General features: G+C 47.9%; 19 protein-coding genes. 8 read left to right on the forward strand and 11 right to left on the reverse strand.

Features of this window, described 5'->3' with window-relative positions; translation table 11 throughout:
• The 4 genes from ACT6R0_RS01060 (at position 1) to ACT6R0_RS01075 (ending at position 6,076) form a co-directional block, all read left to right on the forward strand.
• Positions 1–1,059 (forward strand): efflux RND transporter periplasmic adaptor subunit, encoded by a 1,059-nt coding sequence (locus tag ACT6R0_RS01060; protein ID WP_444650503.1) that lies wholly within the window; start codon positions 1–3, stop codon positions 1,057–1,059.
• Between the two features lie 67 nt (positions 1,060–1,126).
• The gene (locus ACT6R0_RS01065) at positions 1,127–4,303 is read left to right on the forward strand and encodes an efflux RND transporter permease subunit (RefSeq protein ID WP_444650505.1); all 3,177 of its coding nucleotides are present in this window, start codon (positions 1,127–1,129) and stop codon (positions 4,301–4,303) included.
• A 240-nt stretch (positions 4,304–4,543) separates the two neighbouring features.
• Positions 4,544–5,521: a fasciclin domain-containing protein gene (locus ACT6R0_RS01070; RefSeq protein WP_444650507.1), complete on the forward strand. Its 978-nt coding sequence runs from the start codon at positions 4,544–4,546 to the stop codon at positions 5,519–5,521.
• Positions 5,522–5,638: 117 nt separating this feature from the next.
• Positions 5,639–6,076, forward strand: coding sequence for a hypothetical protein (locus ACT6R0_RS01075; RefSeq protein ID WP_444650508.1), 438 nt, complete (start codon positions 5,639–5,641; stop codon positions 6,074–6,076).
• A gap of 7 nt (positions 6,077–6,083) precedes the next feature.
• On the opposite strand, the gene ACT6R0_RS01080 is transcribed toward ACT6R0_RS01075, so the two are convergent.
• Genes ACT6R0_RS01080 through glgA form a run of 3 tightly spaced genes read right to left on the reverse strand, consistent with a single transcriptional unit; the run spans position 6,084 to position 9,178 of the window.
• The gene (locus tag ACT6R0_RS01080) at positions 6,084–6,641 is read right to left on the reverse strand and encodes a YdcF family protein (protein WP_444650510.1); all 558 of its coding nucleotides are present in this window, start codon (positions 6,639–6,641) and stop codon (positions 6,084–6,086) included.
• Positions 6,642–6,659: 18 nt separating this feature from the next.
• A complete protein-coding gene (locus tag ACT6R0_RS01085) occupies positions 6,660–7,931 on the reverse strand; it encodes a glucose-1-phosphate adenylyltransferase (protein ID WP_444650511.1) in 1,272 nt (423 codons plus the stop codon).
• A 20-nt stretch (positions 7,932–7,951) separates the two neighbouring features.
• On the reverse strand, positions 7,952–9,178 hold the full coding sequence (gene glgA, locus ACT6R0_RS01090; RefSeq protein WP_444650513.1) for a glycogen synthase: 1,227 nt from the start codon (positions 9,176–9,178) through the stop codon (positions 7,952–7,954).
• 302 nt (positions 9,179–9,480) lie between these two features.
• On the opposite strand from glgA, the gene ACT6R0_RS01095 reads away from it, so the two are divergent.
• Entirely contained in the window at positions 9,481–9,666 is a 186-nt protein-coding gene (locus tag ACT6R0_RS01095; RefSeq protein ID WP_444650515.1) for a hypothetical protein, read from the forward strand.
• Positions 9,667–9,672: 6 nt separating this feature from the next.
• On the opposite strand, the gene ACT6R0_RS01100 is transcribed toward ACT6R0_RS01095, so the two are convergent.
• On the reverse strand, positions 9,673–10,518 hold the full coding sequence (locus ACT6R0_RS01100) for a 3-keto-disaccharide hydrolase (RefSeq protein ID WP_444658550.1): 846 nt from the start codon (positions 10,516–10,518) through the stop codon (positions 9,673–9,675).
• A gap of 162 nt (positions 10,519–10,680) precedes the next feature.
• On the opposite strand from ACT6R0_RS01100, the gene ACT6R0_RS01105 reads away from it, so the two are divergent.
• The gene (locus ACT6R0_RS01105; protein ID WP_444650518.1) at positions 10,681–12,249 is read left to right on the forward strand and encodes a Na+/H+ antiporter; all 1,569 of its coding nucleotides are present in this window, start codon (positions 10,681–10,683) and stop codon (positions 12,247–12,249) included.
• 3 nt (positions 12,250–12,252) lie between these two features.
• On the opposite strand, the gene ACT6R0_RS01110 is transcribed toward ACT6R0_RS01105, so the two are convergent.
• Complete coding sequence (locus tag ACT6R0_RS01110) at positions 12,253–13,164, reverse strand: alpha/beta hydrolase (RefSeq protein ID WP_444650520.1); 912 nt, start codon at positions 13,162–13,164, stop codon at positions 12,253–12,255.
• A gap of 218 nt (positions 13,165–13,382) precedes the next feature.
• On the opposite strand from ACT6R0_RS01110, the gene ACT6R0_RS01115 reads away from it, so the two are divergent.
• Positions 13,383–13,730, forward strand: a complete 348-nt coding sequence (locus ACT6R0_RS01115) for a toxin-antitoxin system YwqK family antitoxin (protein ID WP_444650522.1) — start codon at positions 13,383–13,385, stop codon at positions 13,728–13,730.
• A gap of 34 nt (positions 13,731–13,764) precedes the next feature.
• Here the strand turns inward: ACT6R0_RS01115 and ACT6R0_RS01120 are convergent, their stop codons facing one another.
• The 3 genes from ACT6R0_RS01120 to ACT6R0_RS01130 all read right to left on the reverse strand — a co-directional run bounded on the left by ACT6R0_RS01120 (position 13,765) and on the right by ACT6R0_RS01130 (position 18,386).
• Positions 13,765–14,886 carry a PepSY-associated TM helix domain-containing protein gene (locus ACT6R0_RS01120; protein WP_444650524.1) on the reverse strand — a complete coding sequence of 374 codons (1,122 nt, stop codon included), beginning with the start codon at positions 14,884–14,886 and terminating at the stop codon, positions 13,765–13,767.
• A complete protein-coding gene (locus ACT6R0_RS01125) occupies positions 14,886–17,333 on the reverse strand; it encodes a TonB-dependent siderophore receptor (protein WP_444650525.1) in 2,448 nt (815 codons plus the stop codon). Before ACT6R0_RS01125 ends, ACT6R0_RS01120 begins: the two co-directional genes overlap by 1 nt.
• A gap of 84 nt (positions 17,334–17,417) precedes the next feature.
• Complete coding sequence (locus ACT6R0_RS01130; protein WP_444650527.1) at positions 17,418–18,386, reverse strand: sugar phosphate isomerase/epimerase family protein; 969 nt, start codon at positions 18,384–18,386, stop codon at positions 17,418–17,420.
• Between the two features lie 126 nt (positions 18,387–18,512).
• Between ACT6R0_RS01130 and ACT6R0_RS01135 the strand changes: the two genes are divergently transcribed.
• Positions 18,513–19,490: a Gfo/Idh/MocA family protein gene (locus ACT6R0_RS01135; protein WP_444650529.1), complete on the forward strand. Its 978-nt coding sequence runs from the start codon at positions 18,513–18,515 to the stop codon at positions 19,488–19,490.
• 85 nt (positions 19,491–19,575) lie between these two features.
• Here ACT6R0_RS01135 and ACT6R0_RS01140 read toward each other — a convergent pair whose 3' ends face one another.
• Genes ACT6R0_RS01140 through galK form a run of 3 tightly spaced genes read right to left on the reverse strand, consistent with a single transcriptional unit; the run spans position 19,576 to position 23,471 of the window.
• A complete protein-coding gene (locus tag ACT6R0_RS01140) occupies positions 19,576–21,246 on the reverse strand; it encodes a sodium/sugar symporter (protein WP_444650531.1) in 1,671 nt (556 codons plus the stop codon).
• A gap of 10 nt (positions 21,247–21,256) precedes the next feature.
• Positions 21,257–22,303, reverse strand: a complete 1,047-nt coding sequence (locus ACT6R0_RS01145; protein WP_444650533.1) for a UDP-glucose--hexose-1-phosphate uridylyltransferase — start codon at positions 22,301–22,303, stop codon at positions 21,257–21,259.
• Position 22,304: 1 nt separating this feature from the next.
• Complete coding sequence (gene galK, locus ACT6R0_RS01150) at positions 22,305–23,471, reverse strand: galactokinase (RefSeq protein WP_444650535.1); 1,167 nt, start codon at positions 23,469–23,471, stop codon at positions 22,305–22,307.
• Between the last annotated feature and the right edge of the window lie 128 nt (positions 23,472–23,599).

Raw genomic sequence — 23,599 nt, forward strand, 5'->3', positions numbered from 1 at the left:
ATGAAAAAGATATTATATATAGTAATTGGAGTTGCGGTAGTAGGCCTCGGGTGGTACATACTGAACCAGAATAAAGAAAAGAACGAAGCCGAAACAGCAGTTGTTTCGCAAAAGAATACTGCCGTGATGGTAAGGACCGCTGTAGTAAAAAAGGAAGTGCCTAACACGGATTATGTGGCTAACGGTACATTTGAGCCGTTCCAGCAACTGGAATTCCCTGCGGAGAACAATGGCCGCGTGGTACGTGTTCTTGTAGACGAAGGAGACGTAGTGCGCAAAGGCCAGGTGCTGGCTGTAATAAAAGGCGACCAACTGAACATCCAGTTGCAAAACGCTCAGGCGGCTTACCAAAATGCCCTGACCGACAGCCAGCGTTATGAGAACGCCTTTAAGACGGGCGGTGTAACAAAACAGCAGCTGGACCAGGCGAAGCTTTCGCTTGTAAATGCAAAGGCAGCGCTGGACCAGGCAAGGATAACATTGGGCGATGCCAGCATTAAGTCGAGCATCAATGGCATCGTGAACAAGCGCAGCGTAGAGCCTGGAACGGTTGTAACTCCGGGTACGGTATTATTTGAGCTTGTAGACGTATCGAAGCTAAAGCTGAAAGTAACCGTGAACGAGCAGCAGGTAGCTACACTGAAGCAGGGTGCAATGGTACCGGTGAAGGCAAGTGTTTTCCCTGACAAAGAGTTTAAGGGCAAGGTAACGTTCATCGCGCCAAAGGCCGATGCATCGCTTAACTTCCCGGTGGAGATAGAGATAGCCAGCAATCCGGGTAATGAAGTTAAGGCCGGTATGTACGGATCTGTGGTATTCGGCTCGGGCAAGGCGCAGGCAGCTGTTACCATGATACCGCGCAACGCCTTTATAGGTGGTGTGGGTAACAACCAGGTGTTTGTAGTGAACGACAGCGTTGCCAAGCTTATCAAAGTAACATCAGGTCGTATCCTTGGCGAAGAAGTGGAAATACTAAGCGGCCTGAAAGAAGGCGATGTGGTGGTAACCAGTGGCCAGATCAACCTGCAGGACGGTACCAAAGTAAGCCCGGTAAAATAAGAAGTTTAAGACAGTAAGGTCCTACAGGACTTTAAACTTTTAAACCTTAAACTTTAAACTAAAGAAAATGAAATTAGCAGAAATATCCATAAAACGGCCAACGCTCATTATAGTGTTGTTCATTATACTTACCCTGGGAGGGCTCTTCAGCTACAGCAGCCTGAGCTATGAGCTTATCCCGAAATTCGAGATGAACGTGGTAACCATCTCCACTGTATATCCCGGTGCTTCGCCAGGAGAGATAGAGAACACGGTTACCAAAAAAATAGAAGACGCCGTATCATCGCTGGAGCTTGTGAAAAAAGTAGAATCAAAATCATACGAAAGCCTTTCGGTGGTAATGGTTACGCTGGAATCTGAAGCAGATGCCGACTACTCCCTAAACGATGCGCAGCGCAAGATCAACGCCATTGAGAAGGACCTACCGGAAGATGCCGATCCACCCGCACTTGTGAAATTCTCATTAAGCGACCTTCCGGTGATCACACTGGGGGCGACATCCAAAATGGATGAGGTAGAGTTTTATGACCTTTTGGATAAAAAGATAGAGCCGATACTGGCCCGTGTACCGGGTGTGGCGCAGGTGACCCTTGTGGGGGGGCAGGAGCGTGAGATCCAGGTAAACCTTGATGAAGAAAAATTGAAAGGCTATGGCCTATCGATACCTGCGGTACAGCAGGCGGTATTGGGCAGTAACCTCGACTTTCCTACGGGTAGCGTAAAAACGCGCGAAAGCAGCATGCTCGTGCGCCTTGCGGGTAAATATCGTTCGGTTGAAGAGATGCGAAACCTTGTGGTATCGTCTAAAGACGGTATACAGGTGCGCCTTGGTCAGATCGCCGATGTACAGGACAGCCAGAAAGAGGCCGACAAGATAGCCCGTGTTAACCAGGGGAGCGCGATAGCGATACAGATCACAAAACAAACCGAAGCCAATGCGGTACAGGTAAGTGAAGACGTGCACGCTGCGATCACTAAGATACAGAACGATTATAAAAAAGAGGGCTTAAAGCTTGAAGTGGCCAACGATACCTCTGAATTTACATTGGTTGCCGCCGATGCGGTTATCCATGACTTGTTCATCGCGATATTCCTTGTGGCATTCGTGATGTTGTTCTTCCTCCACAGTTTGAGGAACGCGCTTATCGTAATGGTATCGATCCCGGCATCGCTTATAGCAACGTTCATCGGTATTTACCTCATGGGCTATACCCTGAACCTGATGAGCCTTCTTGGGCTTTCCCTCGTGGTAGGTATCCTTGTGGATGATGCCATTGTGGTGCTTGAGAACATTTACCGCCACATGGAAATGGGCAAGAACCGTGTGCGTGCGGCTTATGACGGTACTGCGGAGATCGGGTTTACCGTATCTGCGATCACCCTGGTTATCGTGGTGGTTTTCCTTCCTATTGCCTTAAGTAGCGGACTTGTGAGTAATATCATTACCCAGTTCTGTGTGGTCGTGGTTATTGCAACGCTCCTGTCACTATTATCATCATTCACGCTGATCCCATGGCTTTCTTCCCGATTTGGGAAACTGGAGCACCTGACCAATAAGTCGTTCTTTGGGCGTATCATCCTTGGGTTTGAAAAAGGCCTTGACCGATTTACCGACTGGGTTACAGGCATCCTTAAATGGTCGCTTAAAAGCCGCATGACAAAACTTGCAAGCCTTGGTGTAGCAGTTGTCCTGTTCTTTGGTTCGCTTTTCATTGCGGGTGCGTTCGTAGGAGGGGAGTTCTTCGCGAAGCTTGACAGGGGGCAGTTCATTGTACAGATGGAACAGCCGAAAGATGCCTCGCTGGAGCAGACGAATTTCATGACCCAAAAGGCAGAGAAGTTCCTGATGGATAAGCCGGAGGTAAAGAGCATTATTACTACTGTAGGGCAAACGAGCGAAGGTTTTGCCGGAGGCGTGCAGGGTACGGCATACAAGGCTGAGATAACTGTAACATTAGTTGATGAAGAGCACCGTTCCGACAACTCATTCGTATATGCCGCAAAAACCAAGCGCGAGCTGGAAAAAGTATTGGTAGGCACAAAAATAAAGACAGTGCCGGTGAGTATTATGGGGGGGGCAGATGACGCACCTATCGCACTTACCGTAACCGCGAACGACCTCGAAAGCGCAATGGCCTATGCTAACAAGGCTGCAGCCGAACTGGCAAAGATCGATGGTGCGACAGAGATAAAATTGACTTCGGAATCTGGTTCGCCGGAAGTGAACGTACAGGTAGACAGGGATAAAATGGCAACACTTGGCCTTGATCTGCAAACGGTCGGCCTTACCATGCAGACTGCCTTTAATGGTAATACCGATGGTAAGTTCCGTGCCGGGCAGTACGAATATGACATCAACATCCGTTTTGGCGAGTACGACCGTATGAACATCAACGACGTGCGTAACCTTACCTTCGTAAATAGCATGGGGCAGGAAATAAAGCTGTCACAGTTCGCTTCAATTACCGAAGGCTCGGGTCCGTCATTGCTCGAAAGGCGCGACAAGAGTGCGTCGGTTACCGTACAGGGACAGTCGGTAGGGCGTCCTGTAGGATCAGTGATCGCCGACTGGCAGGCCTCATTCCTTAACAAAGAAACACCTGCGGGTGTGAGCTATGTATGGGGAGGTGACATGGAGATGCAGGGAGAAGGCTTCGGTACGCTGGGTATCGCGTTGCTTGCCGCCATCCTGTTGGTATATCTTGTAATGGTGGCATTGTATAACAGCTTTGTGTACCCGTTCGTAGTACTCTTCTCGGTACCGCTATCATTTATCGGTGCATTGCTGGCGCTGGCCCTTACAAACAACTCGCTCAACATATTCACGATACTGGGTATTATCATGCTTATCGGACTGGTATGTAAGAATGCGATCCTACTCGTAGACTTTACCAACCACCGTAAGGCTGAGGGCGAAACAACCCTTAATGCCCTTATCCAGGCCAACCACGCCCGTTTAAGGCCGATCCTCATGACGACGATCGCGATGGTTATCGGTATGATCCCGATCGCTTTGGCAAAAGGCGGCGCTGCGCAAATGAACAACGGCCTTGCATGGGTTGTTATCGGGGGGCTTATCTCCTCGCTGTTCCTTACTCTTGTGATTGTGCCGGTGGTATATTCGATATTCGACAGCCTTATTAGGAGGTTCTCCAAAGGTGAACCTGTTGACTATGATAAAGAAATGGTAGCCGACTATGAGCACCGCGAACTTAGCGAAGACGGGTTTACCGTGAAGCACTAAGGATCCACATCTTTATAAGAAAACTCCCGGTAGCCGAAAGGTGGCCGGGAGTTTTTGTTTAATAAATGGTTATTGGGATAGCAAGTTTTCTGGTTTACAATGAAATGCGGTTAACGATTTCTTGAACAAATGATAAAGTATTGTTTAATTAAACAGCATTTTTGATCAAACAAAATTTTCATAATTAAATTTGATATACAAGTTCGCAAAAACAACATTAGATCACAAAACAAAAAAACCATGAAAAAAGTAATTCTTACAAGAGCTGCCATTTTTGCTATGGCTTTATTACCGTTAGTGTCCTGTAGTGATGATGACAGTAATTCTATGTCCGACGACAACACCATTGCTGATATCGTTGATGATACGGCTAATTTTTCTATGCTTGAAGACGCATTGGAAAGGACCGGCCTCGAAGCAACTCTGGATGGTACTACCGACCTTACGGTATTCGCTCCAACAAACCAGGCTTTTACAGCATTCCTGGAGGCAAAAGGCTTTGCTAACCTTAATGCAGTACCGGTTGCCACTCTCAAAGAAATTTTGTTAAATCACGTAATTTCAGGAGAGAACATTTCCACTTCGCTTACAACAGGCTACGTAAAAACGATGGCAAAAGGTAGTGCATCATCTACTAATACGCTAAGTATGTTCATCAATACATCGAATGGCGTTACCCTAAACGGTGGTTCTGCCAATGGTGGTGCAAAGGTTACCAGTGCCGATATGATGGCGAGCAATGGCGTGATCCACGTTGTTGACAGTGTTATCGATCTGCCTACGATCGCGAGCCACGCTATGGCAAATCCTAATTTCTCGATCTTGGTTCAGGCACTGACGCGCAATGACCAGCCGGATTTCGCAGGTATCTTGTCAGGAACGCAAAATAGCCCGTTCACGGTATTTGCCCCGGTAAACACGGCGTTCACAAGCTTATTGACAGAGCTTAGCTTAACGGGCCTTTCTCAAGTTCCTCAGGCAACTCTTGAAAGTACATTAAAATACCACGTGGTCGCCGGGCAGAACGTATTGGCAGCTTCTCTGGTGGACAATATGAGCGTAACTACATTCCAGGGTGGTAATTTTACTGTAAACCTTGAAGGTGGAGCTTCAATTACCGATGCCAATGGCCGTGTTTCAAATGTCCTTACTACAGATGTACAGGCAAGTAACGGTGTGATCCATGCGATCGATAAAGTACTGCTTCCGCAAATGTAATATTTGGTTAGGTTAGTTTAGTTATTGTAAAAGTGGGCTTTGTGCCCACTTTTTTGTGTCATGAACTATCTGTATTTTTTAATAACTTAGCCATTCTAAGTAATATAAATACCTGTTATGTGCGAGACTGCCGATAAACTAAAATTTTGCACCTGCCTGAAAGATGGTGATGTTAATACAATTATCCATCATAAAAATTCACGGCGCAGCAGGCAGAAACAGGCCGCCTCATCCGGGCGTGTTTACAAATGGAGGTTGAGCAGTTATGCCGGCGATGCAAAGTGGCAAATGGAAGGAATGCTGATGGAGCCTTTGAAAAAGCTAAATAATGAAATGGGAGATAACGATGTTGCTACGGAGCTAAATGAGCGCGATTGTTTTGATTTCCAATACGACCCACAAGATGGCGATAACCTTGAGCTGTGGACAGAGCCCCGTAACTTTTATGCCCCCATGTCCTTTATTTTCAAGGGAGGTCAATGGGTCATCAGCCATTACAACGGCTTTACAGATAAGACTGAAGAGTTTAATAAAGGAATTATTAAGTTTGAATAGATATTGATCACTGCGTATAATACGCCGGAAATTCCCGGATGATCGAAAACAGGTCGCGTAACTCAAAATATCGCGGGCTGGCACCGCTCACGTGATCGAAACCACGTTTCCGGAACAGCATTTTTGTACGCGTTATATGAAAATACTGTGATACTATAATAACGCTTTTAATATTCAGGCTGTCCTTTAGTTTCACTACGTTATCGGCAGTGGCACGGGTATTGTTTCCATCATTGTCAATAATAATGTCTTTGATCGGCACGCCTTTCTGTACAAGATACTCAGCCATTTTATCGCCTTCGTAATGTCCCTCTTTGCCCAGGCCTCCGCTTACGATTAATAGTCCTGCCCTTTGGGTAGTATATAAATGAAGTCCACGGTCCACACGTTGCTTAAGCCTTTCAGACAAAGTGCCATCTTCATTTACCGTTGTACCAAGTATAACCACGGCATCAGCAATTGTCCCATCATCATTAAGGCCATCATTTATAATGTAAACAGAATGTATCAAAAACCAACCTGTCAATATACAGAACAGGATCTTAAAAACGCGTGACCACTTCATTAGCGTTGCGGGATAAAATTAAATAGTGAACCCATCCGGCAGCAAAGCCCCTTTTTTTACAACGATGATGCCATCTTTTACTGTGTACAGGTCGGTATTGGTATCTTCAAGATGAGCCCCTCCATTTAAGGTCACGTCCTTCCCAATGCGGCAATTCTTGTCTACAATAGCATTGTTGATGATGCAGCGTTCGCCAATGCCCAGGTTTACGATGTTGTTCTCGTAATTATGGGTCATTTCGTCAAGGTTTTGGTAAAAGTCGTTACCCATGAGGTAGGAGTTGGAAATTTTAGAGCCTTTCCCGATCCTGTTGCGGATGCCGATCACCGAATGTTCTATGGAAGTCCCGTCAATGATGCATCCCTCGGCGATAATGGAGCGGTCAATGGTCGACGACCCGGTGATCTTGGATGGCGGAAGCACTCTTGCGCGGGTGAATATCTTGCTGAGGTTGTCGAACAGGTTAAATTTGGGAATGTCGTCTGTAAGCCCAAGGTTGGCCTCAAAGAACGAATCGATGTTCCCTATGTCGGTCCAGTAGCCTTCATACTGGTAGCTGAGTACTTTTTGCTTGCCAATGGCCTGCGGGATGATCTCCTTGCCAAAATCCTTTGGTTCAGGGTCAGACATCAGGTCGATGAGAAGCTGGCGGTTAAAGATATAAATACCCATTGATGCCAGGTAATGCTTGCCCTCTGCCTTCGATCCCTCGCTCACTTCCGATGTCCATTGCGGCAGCAGGTCTTTATGTGGTTTTTCTATGAAGGAGGTTATGAGGCTTTCGTTATCGGTTTTTAATATACCGAATTCCGGCGCTTCTTTGGTGGTAACAGGCAATGTCGCAATGGTTATGCCGGCACCGGTCGCTTCGTGGGCCTCGACCATGGCATTGAAATCCATTTGGTACAGCTGGTCTCCCGATAGTATCAGTGCATACTCAAACTCGTGGTTGAGGAAATGCTGCATGCACTGGCGCACCGCATCGGCGGTGCCTTGGAACCACGTAGGATTGTCTGGCGTCTGCTCGGCGGCGAGGATGTCTACGAACGCCGTACTGAAATGCCCGAACTGGAATGTATTCTTTATATGCTGGTTGAGTGAAGCCGAGTTGAACTGCGTGAGCACGAACATCCGGTGGATGTTCGAGTTGATGCAGTTGGAAATGGGGATATCCACCAGGCGGTACTTGCCCGCTATAGGTACGGCAGGCTTTGAGCGCCTGTGCGTTAACGGAAATAACCTGGAACCCTGCCCGCCACCAAGGATGATGGCCAATGTGCTTTTACTCATCGTATACCGTATTTAAGTTGTTATGCTTTTTCTTTTTCGAACCGTGCTATCACTTCCTCATAATAATTATAAGTCGTCTTGGCGATAGACTCCCAACTGAACTTCTCCAAAACACGCTTTCTGCCTGCCTTACCCATTTGGACAGCGAGGTTCTCATCCTCAAGCAGCAGGTTGATCTTTTCTGCGAATGCCTGTTGGAATGCTTTCGGGTCTTTCGGGTTGAGGTCAGTGCGCGAAATGCCTTCCAACGGAATTAGGAAGCCTGTCCCGCCTTCAGTAAGTATCTCTGGAATCCCTCCTACTGCGCTGCCCACCACAGGTGTTTCGCACGACAAAGCCTCCAGGTTAATGATGCCGAACGGCTCATACAGCGACGGGCACGCAAATACACGCGCATGGCTGTACAGTACGCGTACTTTGTCCCTCGGCAACATTTCCGATATCAGGATCACACCATCCCGTTTTGCTTTCAGTGTATTTATGAGTCCTTCGGTCTCTCCGGCGATCTCCGGAGTGTCGGGCGCTCCCGCACACAGCACGATCTGGCAGTTTGGGATGAAATAATGTGCTGCTTCTATCAGTTGCGAAATGCCCTTTTGACGGGTTATCCTTCCCACGAATAGCACAAATGGGATCTGTGGGTCAATGCCGTATTCGTTCAGAACGTTCACGTCGAATGTTGGCTTGTAAAACTCAGGGTCAATGCCATTGTGTATAACGGTCACTTTTGCAGGATCGATGCCGTAAGCCTCCACAACATCCTGCTTCATCTGTTCGCTCACAGCGATCACGCCATCAGCCTGGTCATATGCCGACCGCTCTATCCATCGCGACAGGAAATACCCATTGCCCAATTGTTCTATTTTCCATGGGCGATGCGTCTCAAGGCTGTGGGTGGTAAGGATGAGGGGCACCTGCAGCAATTCCCTCGAATAGATACCGGCCAAATGCGTGTACCACGTATGGCAATGAACTACATCGGCCTGCAATGTATGCTGCGACATCTCCACATTCCGGCTTAGGTTCCTGAACATATTGATATGCGGGTTGGCAGGGTCATCGGGACGGTTAAGTGATGGCTGTATCCCCATCACATTCATGCCATCCTCCTGCAATTGCCGGTCGCCGAAACAGCGTACTTCCACATCGGCAAGCTTTGCCAGTTCATGGCTCAAAAAATCGATATGTACGCCGGCACCGCCGTATATGTTGGGCGGGAACTCATTGGTAAAGAGGGCGATCTTCATGGTAGGCACAATGATTTTTGGTAGTGGGTACTAAAGATAGCGAATTAATTCGTTGCCTTAACAGAGTGGTATATTATGTGTAAATTTTTTTGAGATCCATGCTTACTATGGGTCTTTGATAGGCAATGGTAAGTTCAGAACAGAAAACTAAAGTGCCACGTAAAATTACCTGTTTCATTAATGAGATAAAAAACAGGTAAAAACTACCGTTGCTGGGTGGACTACAATATATACATTTACTACATGTTAAAAAAAACTTAACGATCCAACCATTACCGATCCACTACTAAAACCTTACTACCATGGCAAATTATGATTACACTGTTGTTACCGCACAGGGAGATGTGCGGATCACCACCACCTCACACCATTCAGAACACGACTCGATAAACAAATGGATCTCGGCGCACAGGCCCACCATCAATGCTACACTGGCGGCAAAACGGGTACAGGTGCTGGCTGTATACAGCGACCATTCCAAGAAATAGAGCAAGCTACTTAAAGTATTTTTCGTATTCCTTCGGCATCGCGTCAAGCTGTTTTATCATCAGTTCCTTATAAAAGGTTTCGGCAGCCTCGCTTTGCAACTGTATCTTTCCTTTGGTTAACGGTATGGGTTTACCCTTGTCTATGTATCTGGAGTTTTGCAGCACCATGACCACCTTTCCGTTTACGATGTGCAGGCTTTTATCGCCGTAGCAAATGAGTTCCACCTCGGTCCATTCCCCTTTCGGGCTTTCATGATTTTCGCCACGAAGGCAAAATCCGCCATTAGGGCTGCCGGCACCTATGGGCAGGAAGGGCTGTTTTTCGCTGGCTATGGGGTTCATAACGCCCTCGGGCATAAAGGCACGTATATCTATGGCCGAGTTGGCAATTTTCCAGTAATCGCCCATGTGGCCCTCCATAAGTTGGAATTCCTGCGACAGCATCCATGCCCGCCAATAGTCTTTGCCGGCTTCACCGATCGAATGGTATAGTATGCCTGAATCCATGAGCTTATCGGTACGTGGGTCCCACTTTTTGCTGCCCCATTTTACTTTGGCCTTCAGGTGGTAATCCTCATATTCGGCTTTGGTGAATACGCAGCCGTATATCTCACCGCTCACCCGGAGTACAGGCTCGCCATTTTCTGTAGTGACCGAAAAGACGTTGGCTTCATTTTTATTATAGCCTATGGGTGGTATTTCTTTTCCGTTGATATCCAAAGGCACCTGCCCATTGTATTTTGGCGAATGCCGGTAACTGAGGTACATTTCCCATTGCGACAGGTTTTTGTCCAGTAGTGGCTTCCATTGGTGTCCGGGAGTGAATCCTGTAAGCAGCAGTACTGTTAACATCGAAATTATGCCTCTAAAAGATCGTTTGCCCATGATTGTTCGCTTTAGGCTATAAAAATAACATTTCCCGGTAAGCCCCGGTTATACGATTTGACAGTTTGCCAATACTAAAACTACAATGCGGCAGGAAAATTTTTATATTTATTGTCTATTTCAACACCAATGGACAATTTTCCTTTTTACCTGATATTGATCCTCATTATCCTGCTCCTGATAATGCTGGCCAACCGTATTAAAGTAGCCTATCCCGTACTGCTGGTTTTGGCGGGGCTGTGCATTAGCTTCATTCCGGGCATACCGGTGCTGCACATCGAATCGGAACTCATTTTCGTGCTCTTCCTTCCTCCGCTGCTTTATGAAGCCGCATGGCAGATCTCATGGAAAGAAATGTGGAAATGGCGGCGCATAATAGGGAGCTTTGCGTTTGTAGTGGTTTTCTTTTCGGCGCTATCGGTGGCTTTTGTTGCCAATTATTTCATTCCAGGGTTCTCACTGGCATTAGGGCTGCTCTTGGGCGGTATCGTATCGCCGCCTGACGCCGTGAGCGCAGGCGCTATTTTGCGGTTCGTAAAAGTGCCGCGCCGCATTAAGTCGATACTGGAGGGGGAAAGCCTTCTTAACGACGCCTCATCGCTCATCATATTCCGTTTTGCTTTCATAGCAGTAGCCACAGGGCAATTCGTGTGGCATGAAGCCGCCCTTAGCTTTGTATGGATGGTGGCAGGCGGTGTTGGCATAGGTGTCGCGCTCGGATATTTTTTCATGAAGATGCACAAACTGCTGCCCACGGATGCTAATATTGATATTGTGCTTACCATACTTGCACCTTACCTCATGTACATCGCGGCAGAGGAGGTGCATAGTTCGGGCGTGCTTGCGGTGGTTAGCGGTGGGCTGTTGCTGTCTAACAACAGGCTGCGTTTCCTTAGCAGTTCCTCAAGGCTGCGGGGTTATAATGTGTGGGAAAGCCTTGTGTTCGTACTGAACGGATTAATATTCATGTTCATTGGCCTCGACCTGCCCCAGATCACTTCAGGACTTGGCAATGTAAGCCTTAGCGATGCAGTGGGCTATGGCCTTCTGATAACGGCAGTACTTATCATCGGGCGTATTTTGGCTGCCTATGGCGCAGTGGTAACTACACTCATAGCGCGTAACTTCATTACTGTTGCCGATAGCAGCAACCCGGGGATCAAAGGGCCTTTCCTTATAGGGTGGTCGGGTATGCGTGGGGTTGTATCACTGGCGGCGGCATTATCCATTCCGGAAATGGTCAATGGCGAGCCTTTCCCGCAGCGCAACCTGATATTATTTATCACGTTCGTAGTGATATTGGCAACGCTGCTATTGCAGGGGCTCACGCTGCCTTACTTAATACGTAGGCTGCACGTAAAGGATCCCGATCACACTATGCCCGAGGAGGAATTATATAACAAGCTTCGCAACATGATGTCGCAGCACGCGCTGGAACACCTGCGGTCAAATTATGAGCGGGAGCTCGATGCCTATCCTGTATTGCAGCAGATCGCACAAAAGCTTGATACGAGCAGCCTGGTCGTAAAGGAGTCGTCGATGAATGAAGGATCCAAGGCCGTTTACCGCGAATTACTGAACCACCAGCGCAAGTGGCTGCATGAAAAGAATGCCGAAAAGCAAAGCCTCGATGAGGAGATCGTACGAAGGCTGTTGGTATACCTTGATCTGGAGGAAGAGAAGCTGCACTATTTTTGATCCTTACAGGTAACCCGATTCCAGCATCCATTCCTTAAGCCGGTCCATCCACTTGTCGGTGGTCGATGTATTCTCCATACCATACCCATGCCCACCGTGCGGATACAGAAGCATTTCGCTAAAAATTCCAAAGCTCTGCAAAGCTTCATAGTATTTAATGCTGTTGCCGACCGGAACCAGATCGTCGTCAGAAGAGTGTACTAGGAAAGCAGGCGGCGTTTTGGCAGTTACCTGCAACTCGTTAGAGAATTGCATTATGCGATCAGGCGGGGCGAACTTTCCTATAAGGTTTTCACGGCTGCCCAAATGCGTCAGGCTGTTGGAAAAGCTGATGACCGGATATATCAGCATAGAAAAGTCAGGGCGGAGCGATGTGTTTTTCGGATTATCGATAACTGCTTTATCAAAGTGTGTGGATGCCGTAGCAGCAAGGTGCCCGCCGGCAGAAAAGCCCATGATGCCCACCTTTGCGGGGTCGATGTTCCATTCGGTGGCATGTTCGCGCACCATTTGCATGGCCCTTTGCGCATCCTGCAACGGGCCAATGGACCTGTCTTTCATGATAGCATCATTGGGCAGGCGGTATTTTAGTACAAAAGCCGTCACGCCCCATCTGTTGAACACCTTCGCTACATCGGCACCTTCATGGCTCATGGCAAGTATGCCGTAGCCACCACCGGGACAAATGATGACCGCACTGCGCGCCATACAAGGCTTGGCCGCTTTATATACAGTAAGTGTAGGCACCGACACATTACTGACAATGGTTATATTACCGTCCCGTACTTTCGACTTTTCGCCGTCGGCAGAAGGCTTGCTGTTGGGTATGCTTTTTTCATATAACGGAAGCACCTGTTGGGCATTTGCAGTAACAACTACCGTCAAAACCAATGACATTATAATGGATATCCTCATGATCGAACAACTATCTTAGTGAATATTTATGTTTTTCCCCAAATATGTGGAGATTAGCGAAAACATCAGTAAATACTGAATATACAGGCAATTTAGCAAGACTTCCAATGTTAAGTTTTCATTCTGTGTTACCAAATTGTTAAGCGAACGTATCTTTTGTGTAAAATTATCAATATCTTTGATATATAATAAAGTATAATTAAACACAAAGAACTGACATGAAAAAGATTATGATCGCTGCGGTATTATTATCTGCAGGTGTGTTATCAGCCCAGGAAGCTAAGCCAAAACATGAGATACAAGATCAAATGGTGAGATCCACCTACTACTATGAAAATGGTAAGGTGAAGCAGGAAGGCTTTTATAAAGATGGAAAAGTACACGGCACATGGACCGCATACAATGCGGACGGTACGAAGAGTGCTATGGGAGAATATAACAACGGCGTGAAGACCGGTAAATGGTTCTTCTGGACCGGATCTGAATTAAACGAAGTGGATTATGCTGACAGCAGGATCGCAGAAGTTAAGAAATGGTCTCACAATGCCGTAGTTTCGAATAAATAAGCTCGTTTTATTTATTTGAGGAAAAGGCTGTAATTTAATTTACAGCCTTTTTTGTTTTTCCTTGTTTGGGTTTCTTGTTGCGGCGCCCCCACCAGATCACGAATCCTGTAACAGGTATCGCGGCGGCGAGCAGGCTGGCAATAAAGGCGATGATCTTTCCGGTAAGCCCAAAGTACTGCCCGGTATGCAGGCCATAGTTCATTTCCTGCAGCTTCATGCCGGCACTTTTGTCATCATACATCAGCTCTTTTACCAGCTCGCCCGTTACCGGATGGAACTGGAGATTAGACTGGTGGTGATATTCCAATGCGTTGGGGTAGGAACCGGCAATAATGGCATTTTTAGGCCCCTGGTCCCATATAAAGTACATTCCGCGTGTTGGGGCCATCTTCAGGGTTTGGGCAAAAGCCTTATCCATTACCGATACAGGACCTTTCGTAACCGTGGTATCGATCACAGGCTCAGCGCGCTCTTCCGGATAGTTCCTGCCAAGGTTGCCGCCATAGTACATGGCGTCGCCCATCCATTCATAGGTAAAGGTCAACCCTGTTGCGGCGATCACCAATGCCACTATCGAAATATAAAAGCCCGATACATTGTGCCAGTCGTAGTTCACACGGCGCCATTTGGCACTCCACTTTACCTGCAGCCTGTCTTTAAGCTGCTTCCTCTTTTTGGGCCACCATTGGATGATGCCGGTTATGAGCAGGAATATGAAGATGATGGTAGCCACGCCCACAATGTGCTTACCGATCTCCGGTGGGAGCAGGAGGTAAAGGTGTATGTGCTCTACAATATGGAAAAAATCTTCCTCGAGGTTCTCCATATGCATGAAATCGCCGGAGTACGGATCGAAATAGATAAAATAGCCATCCTCACCTTTTATCCCATACACAAATGCCGGCCTCGCCTCGCCACCGTATATCACCATCGACTGGATGATATCGGGGTACAGCTCCTTTGCCTTTTTTTGCAGGACAGACGGGGCTATGTAAGGCTTTGCCTGTACAGGGACAGTTCGCCACTCGCGGGTCATGTCTTTTATCTCATCGTGAAAGCAATAGATGCAGCCGGTAATGCTCACTATAAACACAATGAGCCCGGAGGTGAGTCCGAGCCATTTGTGTATAAACCGTATTTTCTTTTTAAAGCTCATTAAAACTTATACGTTAGGCTGCCCATAAAGTTGCGTGGAGCCTGCACGTTGATGGTCGTGTAGCCGTTGAAGTAAAGCTCATCGGTAAAGTTATTAGCCTTAAGCGCGATCCTGTATTTAGGCTTGTCATAGAATAATGACGCGTTCAGCACTGTGTATGATGGCAGTACGAATTTCTCAGAACCGTTTACATCGCCGTTAGCATCAAAAGTGTTGCTGTTGTATATAGCGCTTTCGCTGGCATAATTCCCGCCGAATCCAATTCCCAAGCCATCTATTGTCGTAGAAGGCAGCCTGTAGCTGATCCAGAAGTTGGCCAGGTTTTGCGGGCCTGCAGTAGTTGGGCGAAGGCCGTTCACTCCTGCATCCGACTTTGTATACTTGCTGTCATTATAAGCGTAGCCCACCAAAAGGTTAAGTCCTTTTATTGGCGAAGCGGTTATCTCTGCCTCAAAACCGGTACTCTTTTGCGTACCATCCTGGATAGAAGAGTTGGGCACCGATGGATCGGCCCTTACAATGTCATCCACTTTAATATTGTAATAGCTGATGTTGGCGCCGAGCCTGTTGTTAAAGGCATCGAGCTTGATGCCTGCTTCAAACTGGTTAGCCTGTTCCGGCCTGAATGTTTCAGTATTTATGCCCGGCGCGCTGCTGCCTGCATTGCTGTTGATTACGTTCTTAAAGCTGTTCTGGTAGTTGGCAAATACCGATACCTGATCTTGGATCACCTGATAAACTACGCCAAATTTTGGCGACCATGCATTTTGCGAAAATCCGCCCGATGTAGTGTTGGAAGCGGCATCATAGCTGCCCCTGTTCTCAAAATTGTCAAAACGTACACCTGCAGAAACCAATAGCTTCGGTGTGATGTTCAGTACATCATTAACGTAAAGGCTGTGTGTGCTCAGGTTAGTACTGCTATGGAAAACGCTGGTCGAGCTGTCCAATTGGTTTTGGATGTTCCTTGGGTTAAATGCGTAGTAATCAGGTATAGCGCCTGAGTAGTCTATTTCGTCGAATTCCCATCCACCGCCCGGCAGGTAGGTAATATCGGTATAGCCTTTGGTATGGTAAATGTCGCCGCCGATCACTATGCGGTTCCTCATGTTGCCTATGTTAAGATCGCCCATAAAGTTTTGCTGGAATTCTATGGCATTCGATGAACCGCCAAAGCCCCATGCATTACGCGACACTTTGTTGTCAGGACGCAGGTAGAACCAAAAGCCCGGGCCGTTGGCCTCGTTGCTTGCCGATGTGATCACCGATTGCGAGGTCCATGCGTCGGATATTTTGTAGGTTACTGTACCATAAATGTTACGGCTCTTTGTTTTGGTGATAAAGTTACCACCTACCATTGAGCGCTTAAAGTCAAGGTCAAGGTCGGCAGCATTATTTACGCCAAGGCTTGACGGTGTGTGCATAAAGTCAAGGTAGATAAGGTGCAGGCCTGTAGCATCCTGGTCAAAAAACTCCCCTTCGATAGTGGCCGTGAGCCTGTCGCTGAATTTATAAGTGAACGATGGCGCAACAAAAATGCTCTTGCTCATCCCGAGATCCTGGAAGGTTTCTGTAGATGTAGTAGCGGCATTCAGCCTGAAAAGTGCAGTTTTATCGTCATTGATCGGCGTGTTCACATCTACTGTGCCACGGTTAAAGCCAAAGCTTCCGGTTTGGTAGGTCACTTCGCCGCCAAATGTTTCGTAAGGTTTTTTGGTTACACGGTTCACTAATCCGCCGTAGGATGTAAGTATGCTACCGAAAAGCGTTGCAGATGGCCCTTTAATAGCCTCGAGTGTTTCCATATTAGCCGCATCGCTGTTGGCAATAACAGTACCCGCAACACCATTGCGAACCTGTGCTTGCGTAACAAAACCGCGTGATGCAAAGTACGAGCCACCGTCGCCGGCACGGCCTGTAGCGCCCCAAAGCTGGTAAAGGCCTGTTACGTTCTTAAGGGCATCGTCCTGGTTGGTAACAAGCTGGTCGGCCATAAGTTCTTTAGTAACCACATTGGATACCTGTGCATTTTCAAGCGCTTTTAGCGGCATCCTGCCCGAACCTGTAGTTTCTTGCTTTTTGTAACGGTTCACATTGCCTTCAATGATAACCTCATCAAGCTGGTCACGGCTTTCGGTAAGAACTATATTCTTCGTTACCACTTCGCCTGCGCCCACAGCGACCTGCTCCTCAACGGTAGCAATTCCAATAGACGAAATGCGAAGCGTATATGTTCCCGGCTTTACATTTTTTATTTCGTACGATCCCTCAGAGTTCGTGGTAGTACCAAATGATGTGCCTTTAAGGACTATCGAAATATTTTCGGCGCCTGAATTGTCGTTTAGTGTCACTTTACCGTTTATCCTGCCCCTGTCTTGTGCATTGATCGCCATTGTACAAATTAAGACAGTACAGAACAATAATTTTTTGAATAATAATTTGTGCATTGTATTGGGTGTTTTTTTCGGGTGCAAAAGTAGTTCCCAGATCAATAACAGCCAAACTATTTTTAATTATTCTAAATAAAAATTTTATGATCCTGATGCGGCTTTTATCAACAACTCCTTGGTTGCTTTAATGCCCTCTTCTTCGCCCAGCCTGTTCCCTTCATACTCTATCCCGATGTATCCCTTGTAACCGGCATCCTTCACGATCTTCAGCATCCTTTTATAGTCGATGGTCGTTTCGTTGCCGTTGGCGTCAAAGTCGTAGGTTTTCGCACTTACACCGTGGGCAAACGGCATCAGTTCCAGCACGCCTTTATATTTGTCGTATTCGTCAATACACGGTGCACCCCATCGTTCGCCGCCCTGCCGCTTTACGCAGAAATTCCCAAAGTCGGGCAGCGTACCGCAGTTCTTCAGCCCGATGGTTTTGATCACATCCGTCAGCTTTCCGGCATCCGATGACAGTCCGCCATGGTTCTCAACGATCACGTTAATATTGCTCTTCTTAGCGTATGCCGCAAGCCTGCCAAGCCCGTCGACCGAGGTTTCCTTCCAAACGTTGAAGTCATTTTCCGCTCCGGCGCCAAACAGGTTCACGCGTATCGATCCACAGCCCAGCTCTGCCGCTGCATCTATCCATTTGGAGTGTTTGGCAATGGCATCATCCCGTTCCGTTTTAGATAGTGCCGCCAGTTCGCCCTCACCGTCGATCATGATAAGCACATTCTTCACGCCATTATCTTTGCTGCGTTCCTTCAATTCTTTTACCAGCTTGTCAAGGCCCATATTTTCGAGTTCCGGACCATAAAGCTGGTTGACATACTCTACTGCCTCAAATCCTAGTGAACGTGCTTTTTTAGCAAAGTCGAGCGCAGGCAGGGTTTTGGTCTCGAGGATGGCCTTATGCAGTGACCATTGGGCCAGCGATAGCTTAAAGAAAGGTTTTATGTCCGGTAACAGGGTGTTTTCCATAAGCCAGGAAGTTACAGGCCCGGCCACAGTTATGCCTGCTCCGGCTAGCCCGGTATTTTTTAAGAATAGTCGACGGTTCATTTCAGTTCGTTTTTTGGAGTTTTAAAAGTAGGAATAAAATTTCTATCCATCCACGTTATTTTCCTTTGCAAAACTTTGGGGCATCTTTGCGGAATAGCCTATTTTTATTTTCCGAAAAACAAAGCCATGAACCAAACCATTATCCGCTGGGGCATCATTGGCTGTGGCGATGTGACAGAACGGAAGAGCGGCCCTGCCTACCAGAAAACCGAAGGATTCGAACTCCATGCTGTAATGCGCCGCGATGCCGAAAAGGCCGCCGACTATGCCCGCCGCCACAATGTGCCAAAATGGTATGATGATGCCGATGCGCTCATCAACGATCCGCAAGTAGATGCCGTATACATTGCCACCCCGCCGGACACCCATACATTTTATGCTTTGAAAGTTGCCGCTGCCGGGAAGCCGTGTTGCATCGAAAAGCCCATGGCTCCATCCTATGCCGAATGTGAAGCGATCTGCAATGCATTTGAAGCAAAAGGCCTGCCCTTGTTCGTGGCCTATTACCGCCGTTCGCTGCCCAGGTTTTTACATGTAAAGCAATGGCTCGAGAATGGGCAGATAGGGGAGGTGCGCCATGTAAGCTGGCATTTGGGCCGCACACCGTCACCTATGGACCTGTCAGGGCAATATTTTTGGCGTACCGATGCCAACATTGCCCCGGCGGGTTATTTTGATGATCTTGCCAGCCACGGTCTCGACCTGTTCACATATTTGTTCGGGAAAGTAAAGTCAGCATCCGGGCACAGCCTCAACCAGCATGGATGGTATACCGCAAAGGATGCAGTAGCCGGTTCGTGGCTTCACGAAAGTGGCGTAACGGGTGTAGGCACATGGAATTCGGGCCTTTCTGAACGCGCCGATGATGTGATCATTTACGGCAGTAAAGGGAAGATCGAGTTCGCCGTTTTCGATGAGCTGCCGTTGGTATTGACCAATGGCGCTGGCAGACAGGAAGCAGTGATAGACCACCCCGAAAATATCCAGCTGTACCATGTCAGGAATATGCGGGAGCATTTGTCAGGTAACAGTATCCATCCTTCCACGGGACGGACGGGAGCGCATACCAGTTGGGTCATGGATAAAATATTGGAGACGCTATAGTTTGCGTTAACTGCAAGGTTCTCATAAAAGTAAATGCCCTTTGCAAATATTGCAAAGGGCATTTAAAATATAAGGGATCAGATGCCTACCAGAAATAGGCGTACAGTGCCGCGACCATCACTACAAGTACCGCAGTACCTATCATGAATGAGCGGTCAACGCGGAACATCGATGTATCTACCTCAAGGCCGTTCAGATCGTCGCCTTTGCCGGTCTCTTTCCTGCTGATATAGAACATGCCAAGGATACAAAGCGCGAACACGATGCCCATCCTGTCGAGGAACGGTATTTCGTAAACGCCCGTCTCAGGGTGTGGTACGGCAAAGCCTATTTCGTACAACGGTTGCAGGTTGACAAATTCCGGCATGAATTTCAGGATCACTGAGAACACAAATCCGCCGATCATGCTGTACATTGCCGCATTGGCCGTAGTTTTCTTCCAGAAGAAGCCCAGCAGGAACATCGCAAACACGCCCGGGCTAAGGAAGCCCGAGAACTCCTGTATGAACTTGAAGCCGCCTTTTTCAATGCCCAGGAACGGTGCAATGATAATCGCCGTAAGGATAGACAATACCACTGTTATCTTACCGATGGTGACCTGTTTTTTCTCACTGGCGTCCTTGTCTATCTTCTGCTTGTAGATGTCGAGGGTAAATATCGTTGCAATACTGTTGGCCTTACCGGCAAGCGATGCCACAATGGCCGCTGTAAGCGCTGCAAACGCGAGTCCTTTCAGTCCCGAAGGCAGCAGGTTGAGCAGCACGGGGTACGCGCTGTCGTGATGCAGTTTGCCATCCAGTATCATCTCCGTCTGGAAATGGCCCTGCTGGTACAGCACAAATGCGGCAATGCCCGGAATTACCACGATAAGCGGCATCAAAAGCTTTAAGAACGCGGCGAAAAGTATGCCGCTGCGGGCTGTTTTCAGGTCGGCGCCAAGCGCACGCTGGGTAATGTACTGGTTGCAGCCCCAGTAGTATAAGTTGGTAATGAGCATGCCGCCAATGAGTACCGAGATACCCGGAAGCTCATTGTAGTTGGGATTGTCTTTGGTAAATATCATGTCGAAGTGGCTGCCCGCCTTTTCGCTCATGAAGGCAAAACCGTCGAACACGCCGCTGCCGCCAAATTCATCGGCGACAAGGTTAAGCGCGAGGTAGGTAGTCACAAGCCCGCCCAGTATAAGGAAGAACACCTGTACCACATCGGTATACCCGATCACCTTCATCCCGCCAAGGGTAATGAATATGGAGAAGATGCCCAGGAACACCATGCAGGCCGTAATGTCGAAGCCCGATATGCTGCTGATCGCCAATGCGCCAAGGTAGAGTATCGAAGTGAGGTTGATGACAATGTATAATGCCAACCAAAACACCGCCATGATCATGGCTACCGTGCCGTTGTACCGCTGCATGAGGAACTGCGGCATGGTGAATATCCTGTTCTTGAGGTACACCGGGATAAAGAATACCGCCACAATGATGAGCACGATGGCCGCCATCCATTCGTAGGTGGCAATGGCGAGGCCCAGCTTGAATCCGCTGCCGCTCATGGCAACAAACTGCTCGGCGCTGATGTTGCTGGCTATGAGCGATGCCCCAATGGCCCACCACGTGAGGGAGCCTTCGGCCAGAAAGTAATCGTTGCTGGTGGTGGCTTCCTTCTTTTTGCGGTAGTATATCCACAGGCCGTAGCTAACGATCAATACGAAGTAGCACAGGAATACTATATAATCGGGAGTTGATAATGCTTTCATTGAGGTTCGGTTATTTTTGTTTGTAATGTATTTCAGGAAGTTCCCTAAGCACCGCGGCGCTTTTTTCGGGGGATATGTCGCGCTGCGCCTCGGCCATCATCTCGTAGCCCACCATAAATTTTTTCACCGTAGCCGAACGTAACAGCGGCGGGTAAAAATGCATATGAAAATGCCATTCCGGGTGTTCCTGTCCATCGGTTGGCGACTGGTGGATACCGGAGGAGTAGGGGAACGATGTTTCGAACAGGTTGTCGTATTTTACGGTAATGGTTTTTAGCATTGCTGCAAATGCCGTCCGCTCTTCAGCATTCATTTGGGTAATGTTGCTAAAATGCCGCTTGCTGATGATAAGCGTTTCATACGGCCATGTTGCCCAAAAAGGCACCATTACCGCGAAGTGGTCATTCTCCGAAATGATACGTTCCTTACGGTTAAGTTCTTCTGTCAGGTAATCGGCTAAAAGGCTCCTGCCATTCGTGTCATGGTAGGCTTTCATGTTAGCCTGTGTTTTTTCCACATTCGTAGGAAGCGACGACTGCGCCCAAATTTGCCCGTGCGGATGCGGGTTGCTGCAGCCCATCACTGCGCCCTTGTTCTCAAATATCTGCACGTGGTTGATGAAGTCCTTGCTGCCCAGTTCAATGTATTGCTGCTTCCAGGCGTCCACCACTTTTTCTATGGCTTCCAGTTCCATTTCCGGGAGGGTCAGGTCGTGGCGTGGCGAAAAGCAGATCACTTTATTGATGCCGCGCTCGGGCTTGAGCTGGAACAGCGGATTACTCTCTGCCTGGGGGGCAACTTCTTCCTGCAATAATGATGGGAAGTCGTTGTTAAAAACATACACATCGGTATATTCTTCGTTTTTCGTCCCATCCGAACGCTCGTTGCCGGCACACAGGTAGCACGCCGGGTCATATTGCGGCAGGCTTACGGTATTAGCACTTTCCTTCTGTCCCTGCCACGGTCTTTTTGCACGGTGTGGCGATACGAGTATCCACTCGCCTGTAAGCGGGTTAAACCTCCTGTGCGGATGCTCGTTATTGTCAAATGGCTGCATGTTATTCGGTATAAAGGGTAGTCCCTTTGGCTATTTTTATTTTATACGGTTCCAGCGCAATATGGAATTTTTCTTTGTATTCACTGCCTACGCGTTCGATCAGCGCATCCACGGCATCTTTTTTTACCAGTGAAATGGAGCATCCGCCAAAGCCGCCGCCCATCATACGCGACCCCAGTACGTTTTCATCATTACGTACGGCATCCACCAAAAAGTCGATCTCCTCACAGCTCACCTCATAGTCTTTCGAAAGTCCGTCATGCGTTTCCAGCATTAATGCCCCTAATGTAGCAAAATCCTGCTTCTCCAATGCGCTTACTGCGTCTAAAACGCGTTGTATCTCTTTCACAACAAACAGGCAGCGCTTAAAATTTACCTCGCCTAACTGCTCTTTTACTGCCAAAACCATCTCCTCCGTGCAATCACGAAAGGTAGTTATTTCCGGGTAATGCTGCTTCAGTACGGCAAAGCCTTGTTCCACTTCGCACCTGCGGTCGTTGTAGCCCGAGGTAAGGTGGGTGTGCTTTACGCGGCTGTCGAGCAGTAACAGGGCATATTCCTTAAAGTCGGCTTTGTGGTAATTGTGCTCCAGCGTGTTGCAGTCAAGTTTTATTACACGGTTCTTTTTGCCGAATACGCTGGCAAACTGGTCCATGATGCCGCATTTCACGCCAACAAAGGTGTGCTCCGATTTCTGCCCGATCAATGCGATCTCTTCTTTGGAAAGTCCAAAGCCGAACATTTCATTCAATGCAAAAGCAAACCCGCATTCTACAGCGGCTGAGGATGATAATCCTGCTCCCATAGGCACCGTGCTGCTGAATACAATATTAAAACCTTTAATTCCTTCCCTGTCCTGTAGCTGGTGCAGCACACCCAGGAAGTAGTTGACCCACATTTTGTCGACCGGCTTCAGTTCGTCGGTCACGTTGAACTCATAATGCCCATCGATGTCCTTGGCAACTATGGCGCACTTGCTATCTTCGTTGGGCGATACAGCAAAGCAAACATATTTGTTGATCGCGGCAGGGAGTACATAGCCGTCATTATAATCCACATGCTCACCGATGATGTTGATGCGGCCCGGCGATAAAATGATGTGTTGTGGCGTTTCGCCAAAGCATTCCTTATAAAAAGCAGTAACCTGCTTTACTAATTTCTTTTTCATACTATTTCTTTTTTTAACCACATAGAGACAGGTTGGACAACATAAAAAATTTATAGTTGCACACTAGTTTGAAGCGTCGCTTCAACTCTGTGAATTAATGCCCTAACTTTTTTACAGGCCTTCGATCC

It is taken from the genome of Flavobacterium sp. (assembly GCF_052437795.1).
In the GTDB taxonomy this organism is placed as follows: domain Bacteria; phylum Bacteroidota; class Bacteroidia; order Flavobacteriales; family Flavobacteriaceae; genus Flavobacterium.

Excerpts from the sequence above, each read along its gene's own strand:
- ACT6R0_RS01080 (WP_444650510.1), bottom strand. The coding sequence starts at position 6,641 with ATGAAGTGGTCACGCGTTTTTAAGATCCTGTTCTGTATATTGACAGGT.
- glgA (WP_444650513.1), bottom strand. The coding sequence starts at position 9,178 with ATGAAGATCGCCCTCTTTACCAATGAGTTCCCGCCCAACATATACGGC.
- ACT6R0_RS01120 (WP_444650524.1), bottom strand. The coding sequence starts at position 14,886 with ATGAGCTTTAAAAAGAAAATACGGTTTATACACAAATGGCTCGGACTC.
- ACT6R0_RS01100 (WP_444658550.1), bottom strand. The coding sequence starts at position 10,518 with ATGTTAACAGTACTGCTGCTTACAGGATTCACTCCCGGACACCAATGG.
- galK (WP_444650535.1), bottom strand. The coding sequence starts at position 23,471 with ATGAAAAAGAAATTAGTAAAGCAGGTTACTGCTTTTTATAAGGAATGC.
- ACT6R0_RS01105 (WP_444650518.1), top strand. The coding sequence starts at position 10,681 with ATGGACAATTTTCCTTTTTACCTGATATTGATCCTCATTATCCTGCTC.
- ACT6R0_RS01115 (WP_444650522.1), top strand. The coding sequence starts at position 13,383 with ATGAAAAAGATTATGATCGCTGCGGTATTATTATCTGCAGGTGTGTTA.
- ACT6R0_RS01135 (WP_444650529.1), top strand. The coding sequence starts at position 18,513 with ATGAACCAAACCATTATCCGCTGGGGCATCATTGGCTGTGGCGATGTG.
- ACT6R0_RS01130 (WP_444650527.1), bottom strand. The coding sequence starts at position 18,386 with ATGAACCGTCGACTATTCTTAAAAAATACCGGGCTAGCCGGAGCAGGC.
- ACT6R0_RS01095 (WP_444650515.1), top strand. The coding sequence starts at position 9,481 with ATGGCAAATTATGATTACACTGTTGTTACCGCACAGGGAGATGTGCGG.
- ACT6R0_RS01085 (WP_444650511.1), bottom strand. The coding sequence starts at position 7,931 with ATGAGTAAAAGCACATTGGCCATCATCCTTGGTGGCGGGCAGGGTTCC.
- ACT6R0_RS01065 (WP_444650505.1), top strand. The coding sequence starts at position 1,127 with ATGAAATTAGCAGAAATATCCATAAAACGGCCAACGCTCATTATAGTG.
- ACT6R0_RS01060 (WP_444650503.1), top strand. The coding sequence starts at position 1 with ATGAAAAAGATATTATATATAGTAATTGGAGTTGCGGTAGTAGGCCTC.
- ACT6R0_RS01125 (WP_444650525.1), bottom strand. The coding sequence starts at position 17,333 with ATGCACAAATTATTATTCAAAAAATTATTGTTCTGTACTGTCTTAATT.
- ACT6R0_RS01075 (WP_444650508.1), top strand. The coding sequence starts at position 5,639 with ATGTGCGAGACTGCCGATAAACTAAAATTTTGCACCTGCCTGAAAGAT.
- ACT6R0_RS01110 (WP_444650520.1), bottom strand. The coding sequence starts at position 13,164 with ATGAGGATATCCATTATAATGTCATTGGTTTTGACGGTAGTTGTTACT.
- ACT6R0_RS01140 (WP_444650531.1), bottom strand. The coding sequence starts at position 21,246 with ATGAAAGCATTATCAACTCCCGATTATATAGTATTCCTGTGCTACTTC.
- ACT6R0_RS01070 (WP_444650507.1), top strand. The coding sequence starts at position 4,544 with ATGAAAAAAGTAATTCTTACAAGAGCTGCCATTTTTGCTATGGCTTTA.
- ACT6R0_RS01145 (WP_444650533.1), bottom strand. The coding sequence starts at position 22,303 with ATGCAGCCATTTGACAATAACGAGCATCCGCACAGGAGGTTTAACCCG.